The organism is Pseudomonas sp. MWU13-2105, from assembly GCF_023242315.1.
Taxonomy (GTDB): Bacteria; Pseudomonadota; Gammaproteobacteria; order Pseudomonadales; family Pseudomonadaceae; genus Aquipseudomonas.
The window spans coordinates 132,084-152,260 of the sequence record NZ_JALLIY010000015.1 but is presented as its reverse complement, the minus strand read 5'-3'; the positions used below and the strand labels follow the sequence as shown (position 1 = coordinate 152,260).

Annotated in this window: 15 protein-coding genes; 8 read left to right on the top strand and 7 right to left on the bottom strand. The window is 65.1% G+C overall.

Annotation, left to right across the window (positions count from 1 at the left end; genetic code table 11):
- Positions 1-12: 12 nt before the first annotated feature.
- From M5B96_RS22110 to tagH, 7 genes are all read right to left on the bottom strand, one after another.
- The gene (locus M5B96_RS22110; RefSeq protein WP_248799133.1) at positions 13-741 is read right to left on the bottom strand and encodes a PP2C family protein-serine/threonine phosphatase; all 729 of its coding nucleotides are present in this window, start codon (positions 739-741) and stop codon (positions 13-15) included.
- Complete coding sequence (tagF, locus tag M5B96_RS22105; RefSeq protein ID WP_248799132.1) at positions 742-1,395, bottom strand: type VI secretion system-associated protein TagF; 654 nt, start codon at positions 1,393-1,395, stop codon at positions 742-744.
- Positions 1,392-4,895 (bottom strand): type VI secretion system membrane subunit TssM, encoded by a 3,504-nt coding sequence (tssM, locus tag M5B96_RS22100; RefSeq protein WP_248799131.1) that lies wholly within the window; start codon positions 4,893-4,895, stop codon positions 1,392-1,394. The genes tagF and tssM overlap by 4 nt, the downstream gene beginning before the upstream one ends.
- The gene (locus M5B96_RS22095) at positions 4,892-6,211 is read right to left on the bottom strand and encodes a DotU family type VI secretion system protein (RefSeq protein ID WP_248799130.1); all 1,320 of its coding nucleotides are present in this window, start codon (positions 6,209-6,211) and stop codon (positions 4,892-4,894) included. Before M5B96_RS22095 ends, tssM begins: the two co-directional genes overlap by 4 nt.
- A gap of 6 nt (positions 6,212-6,217) precedes the next feature.
- Positions 6,218-7,552, bottom strand: coding sequence for a type VI secretion system baseplate subunit TssK (gene tssK, locus M5B96_RS22090; RefSeq protein ID WP_248799129.1), 1,335 nt, complete (start codon positions 7,550-7,552; stop codon positions 6,218-6,220).
- Positions 7,553-7,567: 15 nt separating this feature from the next.
- Positions 7,568-8,077 carry a type VI secretion system lipoprotein TssJ gene (tssJ, locus tag M5B96_RS22085; RefSeq protein ID WP_248799128.1) on the bottom strand — a complete coding sequence of 170 codons (510 nt, stop codon included), beginning with the start codon at positions 8,075-8,077 and terminating at the stop codon, positions 7,568-7,570.
- 147 nt (positions 8,078-8,224) lie between these two features.
- Complete coding sequence (tagH, locus tag M5B96_RS22080; protein ID WP_248799127.1) at positions 8,225-9,637, bottom strand: type VI secretion system-associated FHA domain protein TagH; 1,413 nt, start codon at positions 9,635-9,637, stop codon at positions 8,225-8,227.
- A 392-nt stretch (positions 9,638-10,029) separates the two neighbouring features.
- Here tagH and tssA point away from each other — a divergent pair, with 392 nt between their 5' ends.
- From tssA to tssH, 8 genes are all read left to right on the top strand, one after another.
- Positions 10,030-11,058, top strand: coding sequence for a type VI secretion system protein TssA (gene tssA / locus M5B96_RS22075; protein ID WP_248799126.1), 1,029 nt, complete (start codon positions 10,030-10,032; stop codon positions 11,056-11,058).
- A gap of 81 nt (positions 11,059-11,139) precedes the next feature.
- Positions 11,140-11,655 (top strand): type VI secretion system contractile sheath small subunit, encoded by a 516-nt coding sequence (gene tssB, locus M5B96_RS22070; protein ID WP_103495520.1) that lies wholly within the window; start codon positions 11,140-11,142, stop codon positions 11,653-11,655.
- Between the two features lie 15 nt (positions 11,656-11,670).
- A complete protein-coding gene (gene tssC, locus M5B96_RS22065; protein ID WP_103495521.1) occupies positions 11,671-13,164 on the top strand; it encodes a type VI secretion system contractile sheath large subunit in 1,494 nt (497 codons plus the stop codon).
- 257 nt (positions 13,165-13,421) lie between these two features.
- On the top strand, positions 13,422-13,910 hold the full coding sequence (locus M5B96_RS22060; RefSeq protein ID WP_177094000.1) for an Hcp family type VI secretion system effector: 489 nt from the start codon (positions 13,422-13,424) through the stop codon (positions 13,908-13,910).
- 146 nt (positions 13,911-14,056) lie between these two features.
- Complete coding sequence (gene tssE / locus M5B96_RS22055; protein WP_263859653.1) at positions 14,057-14,581, top strand: type VI secretion system baseplate subunit TssE; 525 nt, start codon at positions 14,057-14,059, stop codon at positions 14,579-14,581.
- Positions 14,578-16,437: a type VI secretion system baseplate subunit TssF gene (tssF, locus tag M5B96_RS22050; RefSeq protein ID WP_248799125.1), complete on the top strand. Its 1,860-nt coding sequence runs from the start codon at positions 14,578-14,580 to the stop codon at positions 16,435-16,437. Before tssE ends, tssF begins: the two co-directional genes overlap by 4 nt.
- Positions 16,401-17,453 (top strand): type VI secretion system baseplate subunit TssG, encoded by a 1,053-nt coding sequence (gene tssG, locus M5B96_RS22045; RefSeq protein ID WP_248799124.1) that lies wholly within the window; start codon positions 16,401-16,403, stop codon positions 17,451-17,453. Before tssF ends, tssG begins: the two co-directional genes overlap by 37 nt.
- Positions 17,446-20,127 (top strand): type VI secretion system ATPase TssH, encoded by a 2,682-nt coding sequence (tssH, locus tag M5B96_RS22040; RefSeq protein ID WP_248799123.1) that lies wholly within the window; start codon positions 17,446-17,448, stop codon positions 20,125-20,127. Before tssG ends, tssH begins: the two co-directional genes overlap by 8 nt.
- Positions 20,128-20,177 lie beyond the last annotated feature (50 nt).

Here is a 20,177-nt window from a genome sequence, read left to right as displayed (position 1 = left end):
TGTCGGGGGTCTTCAGGTGGCTTTGACGACTATCGCCGTGATGTTGTCGGGAGCGCCCCGGGTCAGGCCCAGGTGCACCAGGCTGCGGACCACGTCGTAGGGGTCGGCATGCACCAGCACGTCGCGGATCTCGGCGTCTTCGGCGGTCTTGTTCAGGCCGTCGCTGCATAACAGATAGGTATCCCCGGGCAGCACCGGGAACGCGACCATCGACAGCTCCAGTTGTGCTTCCACGCCAATCGCCCGGGTGACGATATTCGCCCGGGGGTGCACCCGTGCCTCGGCCTCGCTGAGCAGGCCGCTGTCCTGCAGGTCCTGGACGTAGCTGTGATCGCGGGAAACACTCTCCAACTGGCCGTCGCGCAGGCGATACAGGCGACTATCGCCGGCCCACAGGCAGACGCCCTCGGTCCCGCGTACCGCCAACAGCACCACGGTGCTGCCCATCATCGCCACGCCACGGTTGGCGGTTTCCTCGCGCACGGCGGCATTGACCTCGGCCAGCCGCGTACGCAACGCCGCGGTGTAGACCGCCAGGGCGTCCGAAGGCGGCACGCGGCGCAGGGTGTCGACGATCAGGCTGCTGACGTAGTCCCCCGCCGCGTGCCCACCCATGCCGTCGGCCACCACCCAGAGCCCGGCGCCGGGCAGTTCCAGGAAAGCATCCTCATTGATCTGGCGGACCATGCCGACATGGCTGTAGCTGGCCGACTGGTAAGTGATTGCAGGTGCGTGAGCCATCTAGATCGATGCCCCCTTGCCCAGAAGGAAACTGCCGAAATCGACGCTGGCCGGCAGGCCGGCGCAGCGCATCAAACCCGCCTCGATGCGCTGCGAACCTCGCCCCCACCAAAGACTGCTACCGACACAGGCCTGCTCGGCCAGGGCGCTGGCGCGGCTAGGCGCATCCAGCGCGGCCAGGCGCTGCAACCCGGCGAAGTCGCTGGAAGGCGCCTTGTTGGTAAACGGCAAACCACCCAAGTTCTCGACACCCTGATCGAACGCTTCGAAACCGGCGCCCTCTTCCAGGGTCGCCAGCAACAGGCCTTCGACCTGCTCGAACCAGGCGTCCGTTCCACCGACCACCGCCGCCAGGGCGTGGCCGGGATCGAGGGGCTGGGCCACGGTCAACGGAAAGTAGCGCCCGACCCGGTCGATGCTCGGCATCAACACTCCGGCCACGGCATCCGGCCCGCAAACGTTCGGCGCCAGCACGAAACGCCAGAGCGGGCTGACCAGGTAGACGTTCAGCCAGTCAGCCCCCAGTTGCTGCTGGCTGGCGAGCAACCCCGAAGCCAGCCAGGCATCCCAGGGCTGGATAAAACTCTGCGGCAGGCCGCGGCTGACGAAGTCGCCGCGGCTGGCCAGCTTGCCGTAGAAACCCAGCGTCGTCATAACCGCTCCGGCAGGCTGAAGCCATTGAGCACGCGGCTCTTGAAGGGATTGAAGGCACTGCTGGCGCGCAGCTCGTAGGAGATGCTCGCGCCATCCACCCGCAACCGCAGGTTGAAACGATCCGGCGCGTTGCCGGCCACCAGGTCCGATTGCTCCAGCAGGCGGAACCAGGCCCAGGGGCCGTCCAGGGTGATCGCCGAGCGGCCGCTGGCCGACGGCGGCGAGATGGACAAGCGGACCACGCCGACGCTACCCGGGTTCGGCCATTGCATCGCCACCGGCCGACTCGGGCCGTGGTCATAACCGACCTGCTGGCCGTCGAGTTCAAGCTGGAACTGGGTGATGGACGCATCCATCGCCACCGGCTTGAGTTCGAAACGCACGGTCGGCTGGGTACCGCCCGAGCGGAAGAACGCGTCGCGAATCGCCGCGGCGCGCTGGAAGGTCTGCAATACGCCAGGGGCAATCCCGAGCTTCTGCGCCGCCCCCGGCTGCCAGCGCCAAGGGGTCGCCGAGGTGTCGACATAGGGTTGCAGGTACTTGCGGAAGTAATTGTCCATCACCCCGCCGACCCCGAAGAACAGGCCGAAGTCCTCCAGCGTCGCATCCCGGGCACTGCCCGGCGCCAACGGATAACGGCCGCTGAGGGATTGCCGGTAGACATTGACCACTTCGCTGGTCCAGGCCGCGTTCAGTTGGTTGCGTACCCCGCCCATCATGCTGTTGGTGGTCGAGCTGACCACCGACTTGACCAGCCCCTGGACCAGCGGCGGCTGACGTTCGGCATTCAGGCTGACTCGCGTGGCGGCGGCCGAGGCCTGGTTCTTCGCCTCGCCGAGCAGGGCATCGCCGCTGGCGCCGGACATGGCGCTGACCTGCACATAGAGCGCATTCAGGTCCGCCAGCAAGGCGTCGATGGCCGCCGGCTCGCCTTCGCCCTTGTTGACCAGCGCATTGAGCTCGGCGAAGTGCGCGCTGACCGGGTCCTGCGTTTCCACCGGCGCGCTGTTGCCCGCCGCCTGTTCCTGGCCGAGCAGGGAACCGAGGCGTTGCTTGAGCTGGTCGACATTGCCCGCGACCGGCTTGCCCTGGGCCGCCAACTGGCGTTCTTCCTGTTGCAGATCGGTTTCCTTGGCCACCGCCAGCAGCAGCTTCTTCAGCGGCGAGGTCGGCCCGGAAATCACCCGCAGCACATCGGCGGCCTGGGCCACGCTGGTGATGGGCACGAAGTCGATATCGGCGAGCAAGGCATCCCACTGGCGCAGGTAGTCCTGGAAATACAGGCGTCGCACATCCGCCGCCAGGCTGGCGACGTTCTGCTGTTCGGCCGCGTCGCGACCCAGCACCCATTGCTCTTCGGCAAGGGTATTGGCCTGGTTCAGGCTGGTCAGCAGGAAGGCCTGCCGATAGCCCTTGACGGTAAAGAAGCCGCTCAACGGATCGCCCAGGGGCTTGCCGCTCTTGCGACTGAACACCAGTGCCGCATCACGCCCGGCGGCTTCGTTCAGGCGGAAATCCGCCACGCCATCCGGCAGTTTCTGCCGTTTGACCCGGTCATAGACCCGCTGCGCCACCGGCAGTTGTTGCAGTTGGCGGCGCAGGTCGTCGATCAGTCGTTCGTCCAGCCGGGCATTCGGTGGCCGGCGTTCGAACAGCGCTTGCAGATGCTCGCCGAGGGCCGCGCGCTGCTCCGGCGGCAGATCCCGCGGCAAGCTGCGGTCCCAGTCGAGGGCGATCCAGGCCTTGATGAACTGCGGGTCGTAATGCTCGTTGTCGGCCAGCATCAGATAGGCTTTCAGGCCTTCGTAGAGGAAGTCCGAATTGCCGCCGCTGTGCAGTTGTTCTTCGACACGGGTCAGCAGGCGCGGGGCGAACACCGCGATCAGCAATTTGCGATAGACGCTGGCGGACTCGGCTTCGAGCATGTCGCCCTGGTACAGGCCCAGGCCTTCGGCCCAGCCCGGCGCATCGCCGGCCAGGTGCTTGACCGCATTGAGCAACGGCAACACCGCCAGCACGTCACGTTGTGCCGGGCTGAGGTCCTGCACACTCTGGCCGAGGGGCGCGACCTTCTGGTCGACCTGGGCGATATACGCTTCGTTGGCACGGAAACTCACCCACCACAGCGTCCCCACCACCAGCACCACCGCGACCGTGGTCGCCAAGACCGCGCGCGCCAGCCATTTACGCCGTTGTTCGACCTTGGGGTTGACCCCCACCAGGCCACGCTCGGCGAAGGCCACGGCGGTGAACAGCTTCTCGATAAAGTAGCTGCGCCCGCTGCCGCTCTGGCGCGCCAACTGCTGGCGGTCGAGGTTCATGCTCTGGGCCATGGCGCCGATCAGGCGGTCGATCGGGCTGCCTTCCTGGGTGCCGCTGGTGAAGTACACACCGCGCAGCAAGGCGCGATCCTCATAGGCATTGGGTTTGAACACGCCGTCGAGGAAATCCTGCAGGCAGGTCTTCAACGCGCCGAACTGCTGCGGAAAACCGTAGATCAGGTCGCGCCGCGCCGGGTCGCGCTCCTGTTGCAGACGCTCCACCAGCCGCGCGTTGAGGCGCTGCTCGAGCCCGCTGAACTCTTCCTGAAAACGCGCCAGCGGACCGGCGGCGTGCTTGCCGTCGTCGAGGTCGAAGGTCATGCCCCAGACCTGGGCCCGCTCTTCCTTGCTCAGGGCGTCGAAGAACTCCATGAACCCCGGCACCAGATCGAGCTTGGTCAGCATCAGGTAGATCGGGAAGCGCACGCCGAGCTGGGTGTACAGCTCCTGGATCCGCGCACGGATCGCCGTGGCATGGGCGGCCCGTTCGGCATCGCTACTGAGCAGCAGGTCCGACAGGCTGATGGCGATAAAGGCGCCGTCGATCGGCCGCCGCGAGCGCTGGGTCTTGAGCAGGTCGAGGAAGCCCAGCCAGGCCGCCTTGTCCACCTGGGCATGACTGTCCTGGGTGGTGTAGCGGCCGGCGGTGTCCAGCAGCACGGCTTCGTCGGTGAACCACCAGTCGCAGTTACGCGTACCGCCGACACCCCGAATCGCCCCGGCGCCGAACTGCGCGGCCAGGGGGAAATGCAGCCCGGAGTTGACCAGCGCGGTAGTCTTGCCCGAGCCCGGCGGGCCGATGATCACGTACCACGGCAGCTCGTAGAGGTTACGGCGCTCGTCACCACCGAGCTTGGCTTTCTTGAGCAACGCCAGGGCCTCGGCCATGCGCTGGCGCAGGGTCGCCAGTTCTTCGGCGGTGGCGACACTGGCGGGGTCCGGCGGGGTTTCCGCGGCCAGGCTCTGCATGACCTTGGCGGCCTGGCGCCGGGCCTGGATCAGGCGGAATACGCGGTAGCCGATCCATACCGCGAAGATCAGGATGATCAGCGTCCAGCGCCGACCTTCCGGCACCAGCACTTCCAGCAGCGGACCGACGAACCAGATGATCAGGCTCAGGGCGATCAGCCCCAGCAGCGGGATCACCCAGCGAACGACAAAACCGAAAAACGCCTTCACTCGACTCCCTCCGCCAAGACTGTGATTTCCACCCGACGATTCTTCGCCCGGCCCTCGGCCGTGGCGTTCGAGGCCAGCGGCTCGGTGTCGCTGCGCCCTTCGGCACTGAAGCGTGCAGGCGTGCCGGTCTTCGCCGCGAGGATCTGCAGCACCTGCTCGGCCCGGGCCTGGGACAGTGCCCAGTTGGACGGGAAGCGCAGGGTCGCGATGGGCCGGTTGTCGCTGTGCCCGGTGATCCGCACCTGGCCTTTCACTTTGCGAATGGCATCGGCGATGCGCAGCATCAGCGGTTGGTAGTCATCGACAATGCTGGAGCTGGCCGAGGCGAAGAGTTCGTCGCCACGAATGGTCACCACCGAGCGGTCGACCTTGTCTTCCACCGCAACCTTGCCGGCCTTGATGTCCTCGGCGAGGAAACCGGCCAGGCGCGGCCGCTCCACCACCTTGGGCTGGATGACCGGACGGTCGATGGTCTGCACCGGGATCTCGCCCAGGGCATGGATATTGCGAAACACCGGCTCGGCGTCGGCGGCCAGCTTCAAGCGCAAGCCGAACAACAACACCAGCAACAGCGCCAGGCCGATGGCGATACCGACCCAGGGCGGCATGAACTGGCTCAGGCGATCACGCACCACCGCCAGGCCCCGCCAATGCGGCGACAGCTCGCGCTCATAGTCGCCACGGGCACTACGGATTGCCGCGCTGGTGCGCTCGCGCAGGGCATCGAGTTGGCTGCGACCATCGATCATCACCCGGTAGCGGCCTTCGAATCCGAGGCAGATGCACAGGTACAACAGCTCCAGCAGGTACAGGCGTTCGCGCGGACTTTGCAGGCAATGGTCGAGCAACTGGAAAACCTTCTCGCCGCCCCAGGCTTCGTTGTGCACGGTGATCAGCAGGCTTTGCTTGCCCCAGTCGCCGGCACTGCCCCACGGCGTGCTCAGCACCGCCTCATCGAGGGCGGTGCACAGCGCGTAGCGCGCCAGCAACACATCGTTGCGCGCCACCCCGGCGCCTTCGGCGCGCTCTTCGAACTGGCGCAGGTAGGCCAGCAATTGCGCCCGCAGGCTGGCCGGCGCCGGATGGGCAATGGTGTTGCGCAGGCGCGTGAGCAAGGCGAGCAAGGGGCCGGCGGCGCTCTCCAGGGGATTCAGGCCCTGGGACTGACCGATCGGCAGCGGCGCAGCCGGCATCGACAACGGTGCCACCGGCTCGGCGCGAGCCGCTTCCGGCCCCCGACCGCCGGGGCGCGGCATGAACTGGGTGCGGTCATTGGCGGGCAACGACTGGCCCGACGGATCATCATTGGCATTCATCGCGGCTTATCCTCGGATTGCCCAGAAGGCCAGGTTCAAGCCGGGGAAATCGCCAGCGACATGGAAGGCGAAACCGCCGGAATTCACCAGTTGCTTCCAGTGCTCGCTGCCGCGGTCGAGTTCGTAGTAGGTGGAGCCGGCATGGAACGGAATCTGCCGTGGCGCCACCGGCAGCGGCAGCAGGCCGATGCCCGGCAGTTGCAGGTTGACCAGGTCGCGGATGTGCTCCACCGAGCCGACCTTGCTTTGCTGGGCGAAGCGCCCGCGCAGGGTTTCGCTGGGGATATCGGCACGGACCACGAGGATGAAGCTGGCGCTGTCGATCAGACTACGGTCCGCCAGCATCGCCACGTGGATACCGTAGGCTTTCTCGACAATCGGAATCGGTGTCGCCTTGCTGTCGATCAGCATCGACAGGGCTTCGCGCAGGGCCTGCATGACCGGCGCGAAGCTCAGCGCCAGGTCATCGTGTTGATAGACCGGGAACGCGGCCGGGCGCCGGGCGCTGCTGGAGAAGGTGGAAAACTCGCCGGCCAGGCTTACCAGCTCGCTGTACAAACGCTCCGGGTGCAAGGGGCTGATCTGGTTCAGGTGGCTGATCAATGGCTGGGCGCGATTGACCAGCTGCAACAGCATGAAATCGGCAATCTCCGAGGCACCGCCGGCGCCCGAGGCCACCACCCTCCCGGCGAGGGCTTCGCCACGCTGGTGCAACAGGCCCAGCAGTTCGCTGCGAAACGCCGTCAGCGGTTTGCTCGCCGCCACATCGAGCACCGGCGGCACATAGCCGTCGTCGAGGACCAGGGCGCGGTCGGCGCGCTTCTCCTTGACCCGCACCAGCCCGATGGCCGCGTAATCGCCCAGGCCGTCCTCGGCGGTCAACAGGCGCAAGGCCCGCGACCCCAATGCCACCGGCGCGCGGTTCTCGAACGGTGCATTGTCGTCGCGGACTTCGCGGACCTGGCTCAGATAGCGCGCACCACCCAGTTCCTCACCTTCGTCGACAGTGTCCCGCGAGCCCGCGCGCTTGAGCGGCAAGGCCAGGTAGACCAGGCCGTCGCGCAGGTTTGCATCGATGCTCAGCGGACTTGGCGCCAGGTCATCGTGTGGGATGTTGAATGGCGTGCCGTCCGGCAGCAGGCCACGGGCCGAGACGATAGCCAGCTTGCCCTGGGCCAGCAGGCCCTGGTCGATCAGCAGCTCGGAAAAACCCCAGGCACCGACGGCCAACGGTCGGCTGCGCGCGTCGATCAGGTTTTCCAGATAACGGTCATGCTGCTGGAAGTGCTGCGTTCCGATGAACATGCCTTCCGACCAGACCACTCGATTGTTCCAGGACATGGCTTCTCCGTTTGCCTAAGGGGCGATGCGGGTTGGGGTCACGACGATGGCACTGCGCACGGCGCGCACATCGAGGCTGATCTGATAGTCGTTGAGCTGCTTGGGCGCGATAGTCAGCAACGTGCGCCAGAGGGCCTGGTCGATTTCGCGGTAGCCGACCACCAGGCCGACCTGGCGGGTCGCCGGGTTGAGTGCTCGCTCGATGTCCAGTTGCTCGCCGGGCTGGACCAGCACTTCGTCCTGGTCGATCAGGTCGGCACCGAGGGTCGCCTGGGCGCGGTCGGCCAGGGCGAAGTAGTCGGCGCGGTTGAAATTGGCGCTGTTCTTCAACTCGAAGATACGCACGCGCACGGGAGCGGGCACGCCGTCGGCACCGGGGTTGAGCCCGCCAATGGCGTGGAAATGCAGGGAAGCGGTGGCGCTATCGGCCACGGGGGCGTCGACGGGCGCTGGGGCAGCCGCGTCCTTGGCACATGCGCCGAGCAGCAGCGTGAAGGCTGCGGCCAGTAAAACTCGGTGAATCATCCTGCGTCCTCAATGACGTTATGAGCTTTCCGTTAAATCCTGTTTTGCAACCAACCTTCAGAACTGTGGTGCCTGTACTGGCCTCTTCGCGGCGATGCGGCGTCCCGACCAGCCCTGCTCCTACAGGTCCATGGCGTTCTCAATGCCTTATCCCTTGCGCAACCGCGCACTGTGCTCCTCGTAAGCCCGACTGAACTCCCGCCCAAACAAATCCTGGAAATCCTCTTCGGCCTCACGGGAAATATTCGTGTACAGCTCAGTGAACTGCTGCCAGTACTGGGCCTGGCGCGAACCGCTGAACAGGTTCGACAAACCGCCGGGCTTGCCCATGCGGGTCTCCAGTTCCGACGGTTCGAAACGCTTGAGCAGGTGCTTGATCGCCGCCTCCACCCCGGCCATCACCGCCATCTGGTGCGCCCGCAGGTCGTCGAAACTGTCGCTGACCGCCTGGTCCGGCGCCATGAACGCCTGGTTGCCGTGGCGCAACAACAGGAGCAGCGCTTCATCGGCGTTCGGGGCGAATTTCAACGGGTTGTTTTCCACCGGACGGATCAGCGTCTGCTGCATGCGGAACTCGCCCTTGAGACTGCTGCGGGCCCGCAGCACATCGATCAAGCCCTCGACCATCAGCCGGTAGCTGCGGCCGATCGCTTCCATCTGCGCCTCCACCTGGGCGGTGTCGATACGCAGCTGGTCAAGGCCGGCGCCGCGCAGGAAGGCTTGCAGCAGATCGGTTTGGGGCGCGCCGTTGGACACCGCCACGGGGACCGGCTGGCTAACTGGCGCCACTGTCGGCGCAGGCATGGGAATCGGTGTCGGCGTGGCTGCCGGCTCGACGATAACCTCGGCCAGCGCCACCGGAACAGGCGCGGCAATCGGCGCGCCGAGCGACACCTTGGGCGTATCGCCAAGCAGGTCCCAGTCTTCGGGAATCACCCCGGCGCCCGGCGCTTTCGGCGCTGCCACGGGGGCCGGACTGGTCACCGGCGTCGGTGGGCGAAAGTCATGCTGCTGCGCCGGCACATGGTCCGACTGGGTCGCGGGAGGTACGCTCGCCGGGGCCAGGAAATCAAACAGGTCAGGCAGCGTGTCCAGCGCCGAACCACCCTGGAAATGCGCGGCCGGGGTACTCACCGGCACCGGCGACGCGACCGGCACGGCCGCCGCCCGCCCCATCAGCGCTTCGAAACTGTTCGACGAATCGCCCCCCGACAGGCTCTCATGGGCCAATTGCAGGTTGAAATCGATACGCACACGGATCTCGTACTCACCGATGCGGATGATTTCGCCGTCCTGCAACGGCTCGCTGTTACCTCTGCGCAAACGAATACCGGCCTGAACTAACTCCACGCCATTGGTACTGTTATCGGTCAGATAGTAACGGCCGTCCTTGTATTGAATAACGCAATGTTTCGAAGAAACCAACCGCTCCGGATCAGGCAGAACCCAGTCATTCTCGGAACTACGGCCAATTGCCATCATCCCGGTATCCATGGATTTCTCCGGACATTGACCAGGGGTGATCTTGTGATAACTAGTGATAGTCAAACACAGCGACATTGCGCCTCCTTGCAGTACATCCACGCACAAGCCACCCGGCACAAACACCTTGCACCGGGCCCCGCCATGGCCACCAAAATCCGCTAAAAAGCCTATCTATTTCAGCCAGTTCGCCGACTCTAGCGAATTCTACCTACAAAATTATGAAAAACGCACACACCCTGACCCAGCGGTCGACAGCCTTGACGAGTGTGTCACAACGGTAACAAAGGGCCGCTAGCTTACCTTGACAAGCTATAACTACTACACCAAAAATGCACAACTTCTTGTTTACAAGTGATAGCTCAATGATATCACTGCGTATATACCCGCAAGAAATATGAGAGTTTTCCGAAGGAACTTTCGGAACAAATGCCTGACTATCCAGCAGGCCGATAAGGAGATCGAATTTGGTGGATGTGCCGTTGTTGCTCGCCGCTGTTTCAGCGAACTCGCCTTGTGGCGAGGATCTGGAATATGACGCGCAATTCTTGCAATTGGAGCGTGATGCCCAAGGCAAACCCGAGCGCATCATGGGCGACTCGGTGCAAGCGGCCGAACCTCCGGCATGGCGCGCCATCGAGCAGTCGAGCACGGCGCTCCTGCAACGCAGCAAAGACCTGCGCATCACCCATTTTCTCGTGCAAAGCGCACTGGCCCTCGACGGCCTGCCGGGGCTCGCCAACGCCCTGACGCTGGTCAGCGAGATGCTCCAGCAGTACTGGGGCGAACTCTATCCGCTGCTCGACGCCGATGACGACAACGACCCCACGGTGCGGATCAACGCGCTCTCGGGGCTGGCCTGCGAGACCAATATCCGCCTGTTGCGCGAAAGTGTGCTGACCCGCTCCCGGGCCTTCGGCACCGTGACCCTGCGCGCCGCGCTGAATGCCAGCGGCCTGCAAGGCTTCGCCGACGAAAGCCTGAATGCCGACGGGCTGTCCGGCGCCCTGCGCGACAGCGACGCCGTGCAACTGGCCGCCGTACGCGCCGCGCTGACCGAAGCCCGCAGCGCCGTCGATGCCATCGAGCGTTTCGTCAGCGACCAGGTCGGCTCGGCCGAGGGCGTCGACCTCGGCGCCCTGCGCCAACCGCTCAAGCTGGCCTTGCAGATCCTCGGCGAATACGCGCCCGGCACCGACACCGGCGAACCGAGCGCGGCCGAATATGAGTCCGAGCCCGCCTTGCACGGCAGCGATAGCGCCGCCCCGATTGTCACGCGTAGCACGCCGCCGGGCGAAATCGGCAACCGCGACGACGTCCTGCGCAGCCTCGAGCGGCTGCTGAACTACTACGCCCGCCATGAGCCCTCCAGCCCGCTGCCGGTGCTGTTGAACCGGGCGAAAAACCTGGTCCACGCCGACTTCGCGACCATTGTGCGCAACCTGATTCCCGACGGTCTGTCCCAATTTGAAAACCTGCGCGGTCCCGAGGGCGAATAAGCCCGCCGGGACCGCGCCGCTTAGTTAACGGCAACCACCGATAACGCCAACACCGTCGCTTGAGCGACCAGGAGCACCAACGTGGCGAACACCAGCTCTCAGAAATTCATTGCGCGCAACCGCGCGCCACGGGTCCAGATCGAGTACGACGTAGAGCTCTACGGCGCCGAGAAAAAGGTCCAGTTGCCCTTCGTCATGGGCGTGATGGCCGACCTCGCCGGCAAGCCCGCCGAGCCCCTGCCGGCGGTCGCCGACCGCAAGTTCCTGGAAATCGACGTCGACAACTTCGACTCGCGCCTCAAGGCCATGCAGCCACGGGTGGCGTTCCACGTGCCGAACGAGCTGACCGGCGAAGGCAACCTGAGCCTGGACATCACCTTCGAGAGCCTCGAGGACTTCAGCCCGGCCAACGTCGCGCGCAAGGTCGACGCCCTGAACAAGCTGCTCGAAGCCCGTACCCAGCTGGCCAACCTGCTGACCTACATGGACGGCAAGACCGGCGCCGAAGAAATCATCATGAAGGCCATCAAGGATCCGGCGTTGCTCCAGGCCCTGGCGAGTGCGCCAAAGCCCCAGGACTCCGAGCCCAGCGCTTAATCAGGACGAACGATCATGACCCAGTTGCAGCAAGACAATCAGGCGTTGCCCGGCACCACCACCGAGCCCAGCGAATTCGCCAACCTGCTGATGCAGGAATTCAAACCCAAGACCGAGCGTGCCCGCGAAGCCGTCGAGGGCGCCGTGCGCACCCTGGCCGAGCAGGCCCTGGCGCAGACCGACCTGGTGTCCAACGACGCCATCAAGTCCATCGAATCGATCATCGCCGCCATCGACGCCAAGCTCACCGCACAGGTCAACCAGGTGATCCATCACCCTGAGTTCCAGCAGCTGGAAAGCGCCTGGCGCGGTCTGCACTACCTGGTCAACAACACCGAAAGCGACGAGCAACTGAAGATCCGCGTGCTGAACATCGCCAAGCCGGAACTGCACAAGACCCTGAAGAAATTCAAGGGCACGGCCTGGGACCAGAGCCCGATCTTCAAGAAGATGTACGAAGAGGAATACGGTCAGTTCGGCGGCGAGCCCTACGGCTGCCTGGTGGGCGACTACTACTTCGACCAGTCTCCGCCGGATGTCGAGCTGCTCGGCGAGCTGTCCAAGGTCTGCGCGGCGATGCACGCGCCGTTCATTGCCGCCGCCTCGCCGACCGTGATGGGCATGGGCTCGTGGCAGGAGCTGTCGAATCCGCGCGACCTGACCAAGATCTTCACCACCCCGGAATACGCCGGCTGGCGCTCGCTACGTGAATCGGAAGACTCGCGCTACATCGGCCTGACCATGCCGCGCTTCCTGGCGCGCCTGCCCTATGGCGCCAAGACCGACCCGGTGGAAGCCTTCGCCTTCGAAGAAGACACCGACGGCGCTGACAGCGCCAAGTACACCTGGGCCAATGCGGCCTATGCCATGGCGGCGAACATCAACCGTTCGTTCAAGCACTACGGCTGGTGCTCGCGGATTCGCGGCGTCGAATCCGGCGGCGAAGTGCAGAACCTGCCGGCCCACACCTTCCCCACCGATGACGGCGGCGTGGACATGAAGTGCCCGACCGAAATCGCGATTTCCGACCGGCGCGAAGCCGAGCTGGCGAAGAACGGCTTCATGCCGCTGCTGCACAAGAAGAACACCGACTTCGCCGCATTCATCGGCGCCCAGTCGCTGCAGAAACCGGCCGAATACGACGACCCGGACGCCACCGCCAACGCCAACCTGGCCGCGCGCCTGCCATACCTGTTCGCCACCTGCCGCTTTGCCCATTACCTCAAGTGCATCGTGCGCGACAAGATCGGCTCGTTCAAAGAGAAGGACGAGATGCAGCGCTGGTTGCAGGACTGGATCCTCAACTACGTCGACGGCGATCCGGCCCATTCCACCGAAACCACCAAGGCCCAGCACCCACTGGCGGCGGCAGAAGTGGTGGTCGAGGACGTCGAGGGCAACCCGGGTTACTACACCTCCAAGTTCTTCCTGCGTCCGCACTACCAGCTCGAAGGCCTGACGGTGTCGTTGCGCCTGGTCTCGAAACTGCCGTCGGCGAAAGGGGCGTAACCCCCAACCCTGGCGGGCAACGCCATTCCTTGTAGGAGCCGAGCTTGCTCGCGATCGAGTGCGCAGCACTCGCAAAACCAGCGGACACGGTCTTCCTGAAAGACCGGGGACTCAGGATTTACGACCGCTTCGCGGCCGATCGCGAGCAAGCTCGGCTCCTACAAAGGACCGCGCCATCCGTCACAACAGCGAACCCGCCGCCAACCGAGGCGGGTCCTGGCTAACAACATCGTGGTGAAGACCACACTGGAGAAAACATGGCTGTTGATATCTTCATCAAGATCGGCGACATCAAGGGCGAGTCCCAGGACAAGGCGCACAAAGAGGAAATCGATGTCCTCAACTGGAGCTGGGGCATGTCCCAGTCCGGCAACATGCACATGGGCGGTGGCGGCGGCGCCGGCAAGGTCAATATCCAGGACCTGTCGCTGACCAAGTACGTCGACAAGGCCTCGCCGAACCTGATGATGCATTGCGCCAGCGGCAAGCACATCGACAAGGTCACCCTGGTGGTGCGCAAGGCCGGTGGCGAAAGCCAGGTCGAGTACATGAAGATCGACCTGGAAGAAGTGCTGGTCACTTCCCTGAGCACCGGCGGTTCGGGCAGCGATGATCGCCTGACCGAAAACGTCACCCTGAACTTCGCCCAGGTCATGGTCGAGTATCAGGAGCAGAAAGCCGACGGTTCCAAGCAAGGCGGTCCGGTCAAGTTCGGCTGGAACATCCGCTCGAACACCAAGCGCTGATCCACCTGCCCCCGGCGCTCGGCGTCGGGGGCATCTGGCGTTACCCCGAATTCGATTCATTCCCGGTGTCCGAGCATGGCCAAGCCTTCGTTTCCCGTTCAGTGGCGCCGCCGCCGCGCAGTGTCCAGCCCCTGTGACGTCGCGCGATGAGCACCGTGTCGAGCGACCTCACCCTGCGCGAACGCCTGCAACCGTCGCTGCTCGACCGGCTGACCGACGACGAGCCGGGCAATCTCCAGGAGGGCAGCGACAAGCGCGTGCTATCCCTGAGCCAACTCAAGGCGTCGGTGCTGCGTGACCTGACCTGGCTGCTCAACAGCACCAGCCTGCTCGATGCCGACGCCACCCTGCACACCCCGGCCGGCACTTCGGTGATCAACTACGGCCTGCCGGCGCTGGCGGGCAACAGCGCGTCGAGCATCGATGTGGTCGCACTCGAAGGCCTGATCCACACCGCCATCAGCACCTTCGAGCCGCGCATCCTCAGCCATACGCTGCGGGTCCGCGCCCAGGTCGCCCACGGCGAGATGAACCACAACGCCCTGAGCTTCGAGATCGAAGGCGATCTCTGGGCATTGCCGGCCTCATTACCGCTGCTGCTGCGCACCGACCTCGACCTGGAATCCGGCCATGTCCGGGTGGTGCCCGCCGAGCAACGGAGACGTTCATGAACCCGCGCCTGCTCGACCTGTACAACCAGGAACTGCAACACGTGCGCGAAAGCGCCGCCGAGTTCGCCAAGGAGTACCCGAAGATCGCCGGACGCCTGACGCTGTCCGGGCTCGACTGCGCCGACCCCTACGTCGAGCGCCTGCTGGAAGGCTTCGCCTACCTCACCGCGCGGGTCCAGCTCAAGCTCAACGCCGAGTATCCGACCTTCACCCACAACCTGCTGGAAATCGCCTACCCGCATTACCTGGCACCGACACCGTCGATGACCGTGGTGCAATTGCAGACCGACCCCGACGAAGGCTCCCTGGCCGGCGGTTTCACCCTGCCCCGCGACAGCGTATTGCGCGCCACCCTGGGCAAGGACACCCAGACTTCCTGCGAATACCGCACGGCCCATGCGGTGACGCTGTGGCCGTTGCAGGTCAGCCAGGCCGAGTATTTCGGCAATCCATCGGCAGTGCTCGGGCGCCTGGCCGCCAGCGAGCCGAAAGCCAAGGCCGGCCTGCGCCTGACCCTGCGTACCGGCGCCGAGCTGCCGTTCAATCAGCTCGACCTGGACAGCTTGCCGCTATACCTCAATGGTGCAGACGAGCAACCGTTTCGCCTCTACGAGCAACTGCTGGGCAATGCCTGCGCGGTGTTCGCCCGTGCCCCGGGCGGCGACTGGGTCGAACGCCTGCCCGCCGACGCCCTGCGCGCCTGCGGCTTCGACGACCGCGAAGCGGCGATGCCGGTGGTGGCCCAGGCATTCCAGGGCTATCGGCTACTGCAGGAATACTTCGCCCTGCCCCAGCGCTACCTGTTCGTCGAGTTCGCCGAACTGGGCCGCGCGGTCAAACGCTGCGCCGGCCAGGAGCTGGAGCTGATCGTGCTCTTCGAGCGCTTCGACCCGAGCCTGGAAAGCAGCGTCGGCGCCGCACAATTCGTCCCCTTCTGCACCCCGGCGATCAACCTGTTCCCGCGCCGGGTGGACCGTATCCATCTGTCCGAGCGGGTCAACGAACACCATGTGATCGCCGACCGCACCCGGCCCATGGACTTCGAGATCCACTCGCTGACCGCCGTTACCGGCCACGGCACCGGGGCCGACCAACCGTTCCTGCCGTTCTATGCCGTGCGCGATCCGTCCCGCTATGGTCGTGACCAGGCCTACTACACCCTGCGCCGCGAACCGCGGGTGCTGTCCAGCGAACAACGGCGCAAAGGCACCCGCTCGACCTACGTCGGCAGTGAAACCTTCATCAGCCTGGTGGACAATCGCCAGGCGCCCTACGGCCACGACCTGCGCCAGCTGGGCGTCAGCGCCCTGTGCACCAACCGCGACCTGCCGCTGTTCATGAACGTCGGCGGCGGCAAGAGCGACTTCACCCTGGCCGACAGCGCGCCGGTCTCGGCGATCCGCTGCCTGGCCGGGCCCAGTCGCCCAAAGGCCAGCCATGCCCATGACAACCAGGCCTGGCGCCTGATCAGCCAGCTGTCGCTGAACTACCTGTCATTGAGCGAAGCCGGCCAGGGTGCCGCCGCCCTGCGCGAACTGCTGCGCCTGTATGGCGAGAGCAACGACGCCGCCCTGCAATTGCAGATCGAGGGCCTGCGCGAAGTCAGCAGCAAGCCCTGCACCCGGCGCCTGCCGATGCCCGGGCCGATCGTCTTCGGCCGGGGCCTGGAGATCACCCTGGAATTCGATGAAAACGCGTTTCGCGGCACCGGGGTGTTCCTCCTCGGCGCGGTGTTCGAACGCTTCCTGGCACGCTACGTGTCGATCAACAGTTTTACCGAGACGGTGATCCGTACCACCGAACGCGGCGAGATCATGCGATGGAAAGCCAAGCCCGGACGCCGTCCGACCCTGTGAGCACGCTCACGGCGATGCAGGCCGAACCCTGGGAATACGATTTCTTCCAGGCATTGCGGCGTATCGAGTGCGAATCGCCGCAGTTGCCGCGCTTCGGCCACTCCCAGCGCCTGGCCGACGACCCGTTGCGCCTCGGCCAGCAGCTCGATTGCGCCTTCGCCCCGGCCACCCTGGCGTCCATGACACCGGCCAGCGACACCACCCCGGCGCGGCTCGAACAGTTCTTCTTCGGCCTCGGCGGGCCCAACGGCCCGTTGCCGTTGCACCTGACCGAGTACATGCGCGAACGCCAGCGCAACAATGCCGACAGCACCAGCAAGCGTTTCCTCGATATCTTCCACCATCGCCTGCTGAGCCTGTTCTACCGGGCCTGGGCCGAAGCACGGCCGACCGTCAGCCATGACCGCCCGGACGACGACTACTGGTCCGCGCGCCTGGCCGCCCTGAGTGGCCGGGGCATGCCCAGCCTGCTGAAACAGGGGCTGATCCCGGACACCGCCAAGCTGCACTTCAGCGGCCATCTCGCCGCCCAGACCCGCTACCCGGATGGCCTGCGCGCCATCCTGCAAGAGTATTTCGGGCTACCGGTGCAGATCGAGGAATACGTCGGCCAATGGCTGTACCTGCCCGAGCGCAGCCGCGTCGGCGTCAGCGCGCACCAGCTGGGCATCGACTTCTGCCTGGGCCGGCATGTCTGGGACCGCCAGCACAAATTCCGCATCCGCGTCGGCCCGCTCAAGCTGGCCGACTACATGGGCCTGCTGCCCGACGGTGAACCCTTCCGCCACCTGGTGGCCTGGGTCGCCGAATACCTGGGGCACGAGCTGGACTGGGACCTGAACCTGGTCCTGGAACAGCCGCAAGTGCCCAAGCTGCAACTCAACGGCCAGTTCCGCCTGGGTTTCAATACCTGGCTCGGCCAACCCCAAGAAGATGCCAAGGACCTGATCCTGGCCCGGCATTACGCCGATCAGGCCACCTCGGCCCACCATTCAAGGAGCCCGGACCATGGGTGAAATCAGCCGCGCCGCGTTATTCGGCAAACTCAACAGCGTCGCCTACAAGGCCATCGAAGCCGCCACGGTGTTCTGCAAGCTGCGGGGCAACCCCTATGTGGAACTGAGCCACTGGCTGCACCAGTTGCTGCAACTGCAGGACTCCGACCTGCACCGCCTGATCCGCCAGTTCAATCTCGAACCGGCGCGCCTGGCCCGCGACCTGACCGATGCGCTGGACCGCCTGCCGCGCGGCTCGACCTCGATCACCGACCTGTCGTCCCACGTCGAAGAAGCCGTGGAACGCGGCTGGGTCTACGGCAGCCTGATGTTCGGCGAAAGCCAGGTACGCACCGGCTACCTGATACTCGGCATCCTCAAGACCCCGAGCCTGCGCCATGCCCTGCTGGCGCTGTCGTCGGAATTCGACAAGATCAAGGTCGAGGCCCTGAGCGATCGCTTCGACGAATACGTCGGCGACTCACCGGAAAATAACCTCGGTGCCAGCGACGGCTTCACGGCCGGAGCGGTGCCGGGCGAAGCCAGCGGCGCCATGGCCCCCAGCGCCATGGGCAAGCAGGAAGCGCTCAAGCGTTTCACCGTGGACCTGACCGAACAGGCCCGCAGCGGCAAGCTCGACCCTATCGTCGGTCGCGATGAAGAGATCCGCCAACTGGTGGATATCCTGATGCGCCGCCGTCAGAACAACCCGATCCTTACTGGCGAGGCCGGCGTCGGCAAGACCGCCGTGGTCGAAGGCTTCGCCCTGCGCATCGTTGCCGGTGACGTGCCGCCTGCATTGAAAGATGTGGAACTGCGCAGTCTCGACGTCGGCCTGCTGCAAGCCGGCGCAAGCATGAAGGGCGAGTTCGAGCAGCGCCTGCGCCAGGTCATCGAAGACGTCCAGGCCTCGCCCAAGCCGATCATCCTGTTTATCGACGAAGCCCACACCCTGGTCGGTGCCGGTGGCGCCGCCGGTACCGGGGACGCGGCCAACCTGCTGAAACCGGCGCTGGCGCGCGGCACCTTGCGCACCGTGGCCGCGACCACCTGGGCCGAGTACAAGAAGCACATCGAGAAAGACCCGGCCCTGACCCGCCGTTTCCAGGTGGTACAGGTCGCCGAGCCGTCGGAAGACAAGGCCCTGCTGATGATGCGCGGCGTCGCCTCGACCATGGAAAAACACCACCAGGTGCAGATCCTCGATGAAGCGCTGGAAGCTTCGGTGAAGCTGTCGCATCGCTATATCCCGGCGCGCCAGTTGCCGGACAAGTCCGTCAGCCTGCTGGACACTGCCTGCGCCCGGGTTGCCATCAGCCTGCATGCGGTCCCCGCCGAAGTCGACGACAGCCGTCGGCGTATCGAAGCACTGGAAACCGAGTTGCAGATCATTGCCCGCGAGCATGCCATCGGCGTCGATACCGCCGTGCGCCGCAGCAACAGCGAGAACCTGCTGGGCGCCGAGCGCGAGCGCCTGGCCAAGCTGGAAGTGCGCTGGGCCGACGAAAAGGCCCTGGTCGACGAACTGCTCGCCACCCGCGCCGAACTGCGTGAAAGCGCCGGCGTGGTCGACAGCGAGATCAGCACCGAACAAAGCCATGCCCTGCGGGAAAAACTGGTCGACCTGCAACAGCGCCTCAGCGCCCTGCAAGGTGAAAGCCCCTTGATCCTGCCGACCGTGGACTACCAGGCGGTGGCCTCGGTGGTCGCCGACTGGACCGGCATTCCGGTGGGCCGCATGGCCCGCAACGAACTGGAGACCGTGCTCAACCTCGACCAGCACCTGCAGAAGCGCATCATCGGCCAGGACCATGCCCTGCGGATGATCGCCAAGCGCATCCAGACCTCCCGCGCCGGCCTCGACAACCCGAGCAAGCCGATCGGCGTGTTCATGCTTGCCGGCACCTCGGGCGTGGGCAAGACCGAAACCGCCCTGGCCCTGGCGGAAGCCATGTACGGCGGCGAACAGAACGTCATCACCATCAATATGAGCGAGTTCCAGGAAGCCCATACCGTCTCCACCCTCAAGGGTGCCCCGCCCGGCTACGTCGGTTACGGTGAAGGTGGCGTGCTGACTGAAGCGGTGCGGCGCAAGCCTTACAGCGTGGTGTTGCTGGATGAGGTGGAAAAAGCCCACCCGGACGTGCACGAAATTTTCTTCCAGGTCTTCGACAAAGGCGTGATGGAGGACGGCGAAGGCCGGGTGATCGACTTCAAGAACACCCTGATCCTGCTGACCACCAATGCCGGCACTGAACTGATCTCGCACCTGTGCAAGGACGCCGACAACGTGCCGGACCCGGAGGAGATCGCCAAGGCCCTGCGCCAGCCGTTGCTGGAGATTTTCCCGCCGGCGTTGCTGGGGCGATTGGTGACCATTCCGTACTACCCGCTGAGCGACACCATGCTCAAGGCGATCACCCGCCTGCAGCTGGGGCGGATCAAGAAGCGCGTGGAAAGCACCCACAAAGTGGCCTTCGATTTCGACGACGCGGTAGTCGACCTGATCGTTTCGCGCTGCACCGAGACCGAAAGCGGCGGCCGGATGATCGACACCATCCTGACCAACAGCCTGCTGCCGGACATGAGCCGCGAATTCCTCACGCGCATGCTCGAGGGCAAGGCGCTGGCGGGGGTGCGGATCAGTGAACGGGATAACGAATTGCATTACCAGTTCAGCGACGCGGGCGCCTGAGTCGACGCCTTCGCGGCGGTGCGGCGAAGAGGCCCGCCCGAACACCACAA

Bases quoted from the DNA above. Each gene is read 5' to 3' on its own strand.
- M5B96_RS22095 (WP_248799130.1), bottom strand. From the start codon at position 6,211: ATGAATGCCAATGATGATCCGTCGGGCCAGTCGTTGCCCGCCAATGAC.
- M5B96_RS22060 (WP_177094000.1), top strand. From the start codon at position 13,422: ATGGCTGTTGATATCTTCATCAAGATCGGCGACATCAAGGGCGAGTCC.
- tssG (WP_248799124.1), top strand. From the start codon at position 16,401: ATGGAAAGCCAAGCCCGGACGCCGTCCGACCCTGTGAGCACGCTCACG.
- tssC (WP_103495521.1), top strand. From the start codon at position 11,671: ATGACCCAGTTGCAGCAAGACAATCAGGCGTTGCCCGGCACCACCACC.
- tssF (WP_248799125.1), top strand. From the start codon at position 14,578: ATGAACCCGCGCCTGCTCGACCTGTACAACCAGGAACTGCAACACGTG.
- tagH (WP_248799127.1), bottom strand. From the start codon at position 9,637: ATGTCGCTGTGTTTGACTATCACTAGTTATCACAAGATCACCCCTGGT.
- tssJ (WP_248799128.1), bottom strand. From the start codon at position 8,077: ATGATTCACCGAGTTTTACTGGCCGCAGCCTTCACGCTGCTGCTCGGC.
- M5B96_RS22110 (WP_248799133.1), bottom strand. From the start codon at position 741: ATGGCTCACGCACCTGCAATCACTTACCAGTCGGCCAGCTACAGCCAT.
- tssK (WP_248799129.1), bottom strand. From the start codon at position 7,552: ATGTCCTGGAACAATCGAGTGGTCTGGTCGGAAGGCATGTTCATCGGA.
- tssE (WP_263859653.1), top strand. From the start codon at position 14,057: ATGAGCACCGTGTCGAGCGACCTCACCCTGCGCGAACGCCTGCAACCG.
- tssH (WP_248799123.1), top strand. From the start codon at position 17,446: ATGGGTGAAATCAGCCGCGCCGCGTTATTCGGCAAACTCAACAGCGTC.
- tagF (WP_248799132.1), bottom strand. From the start codon at position 1,395: ATGACGACGCTGGGTTTCTACGGCAAGCTGGCCAGCCGCGGCGACTTC.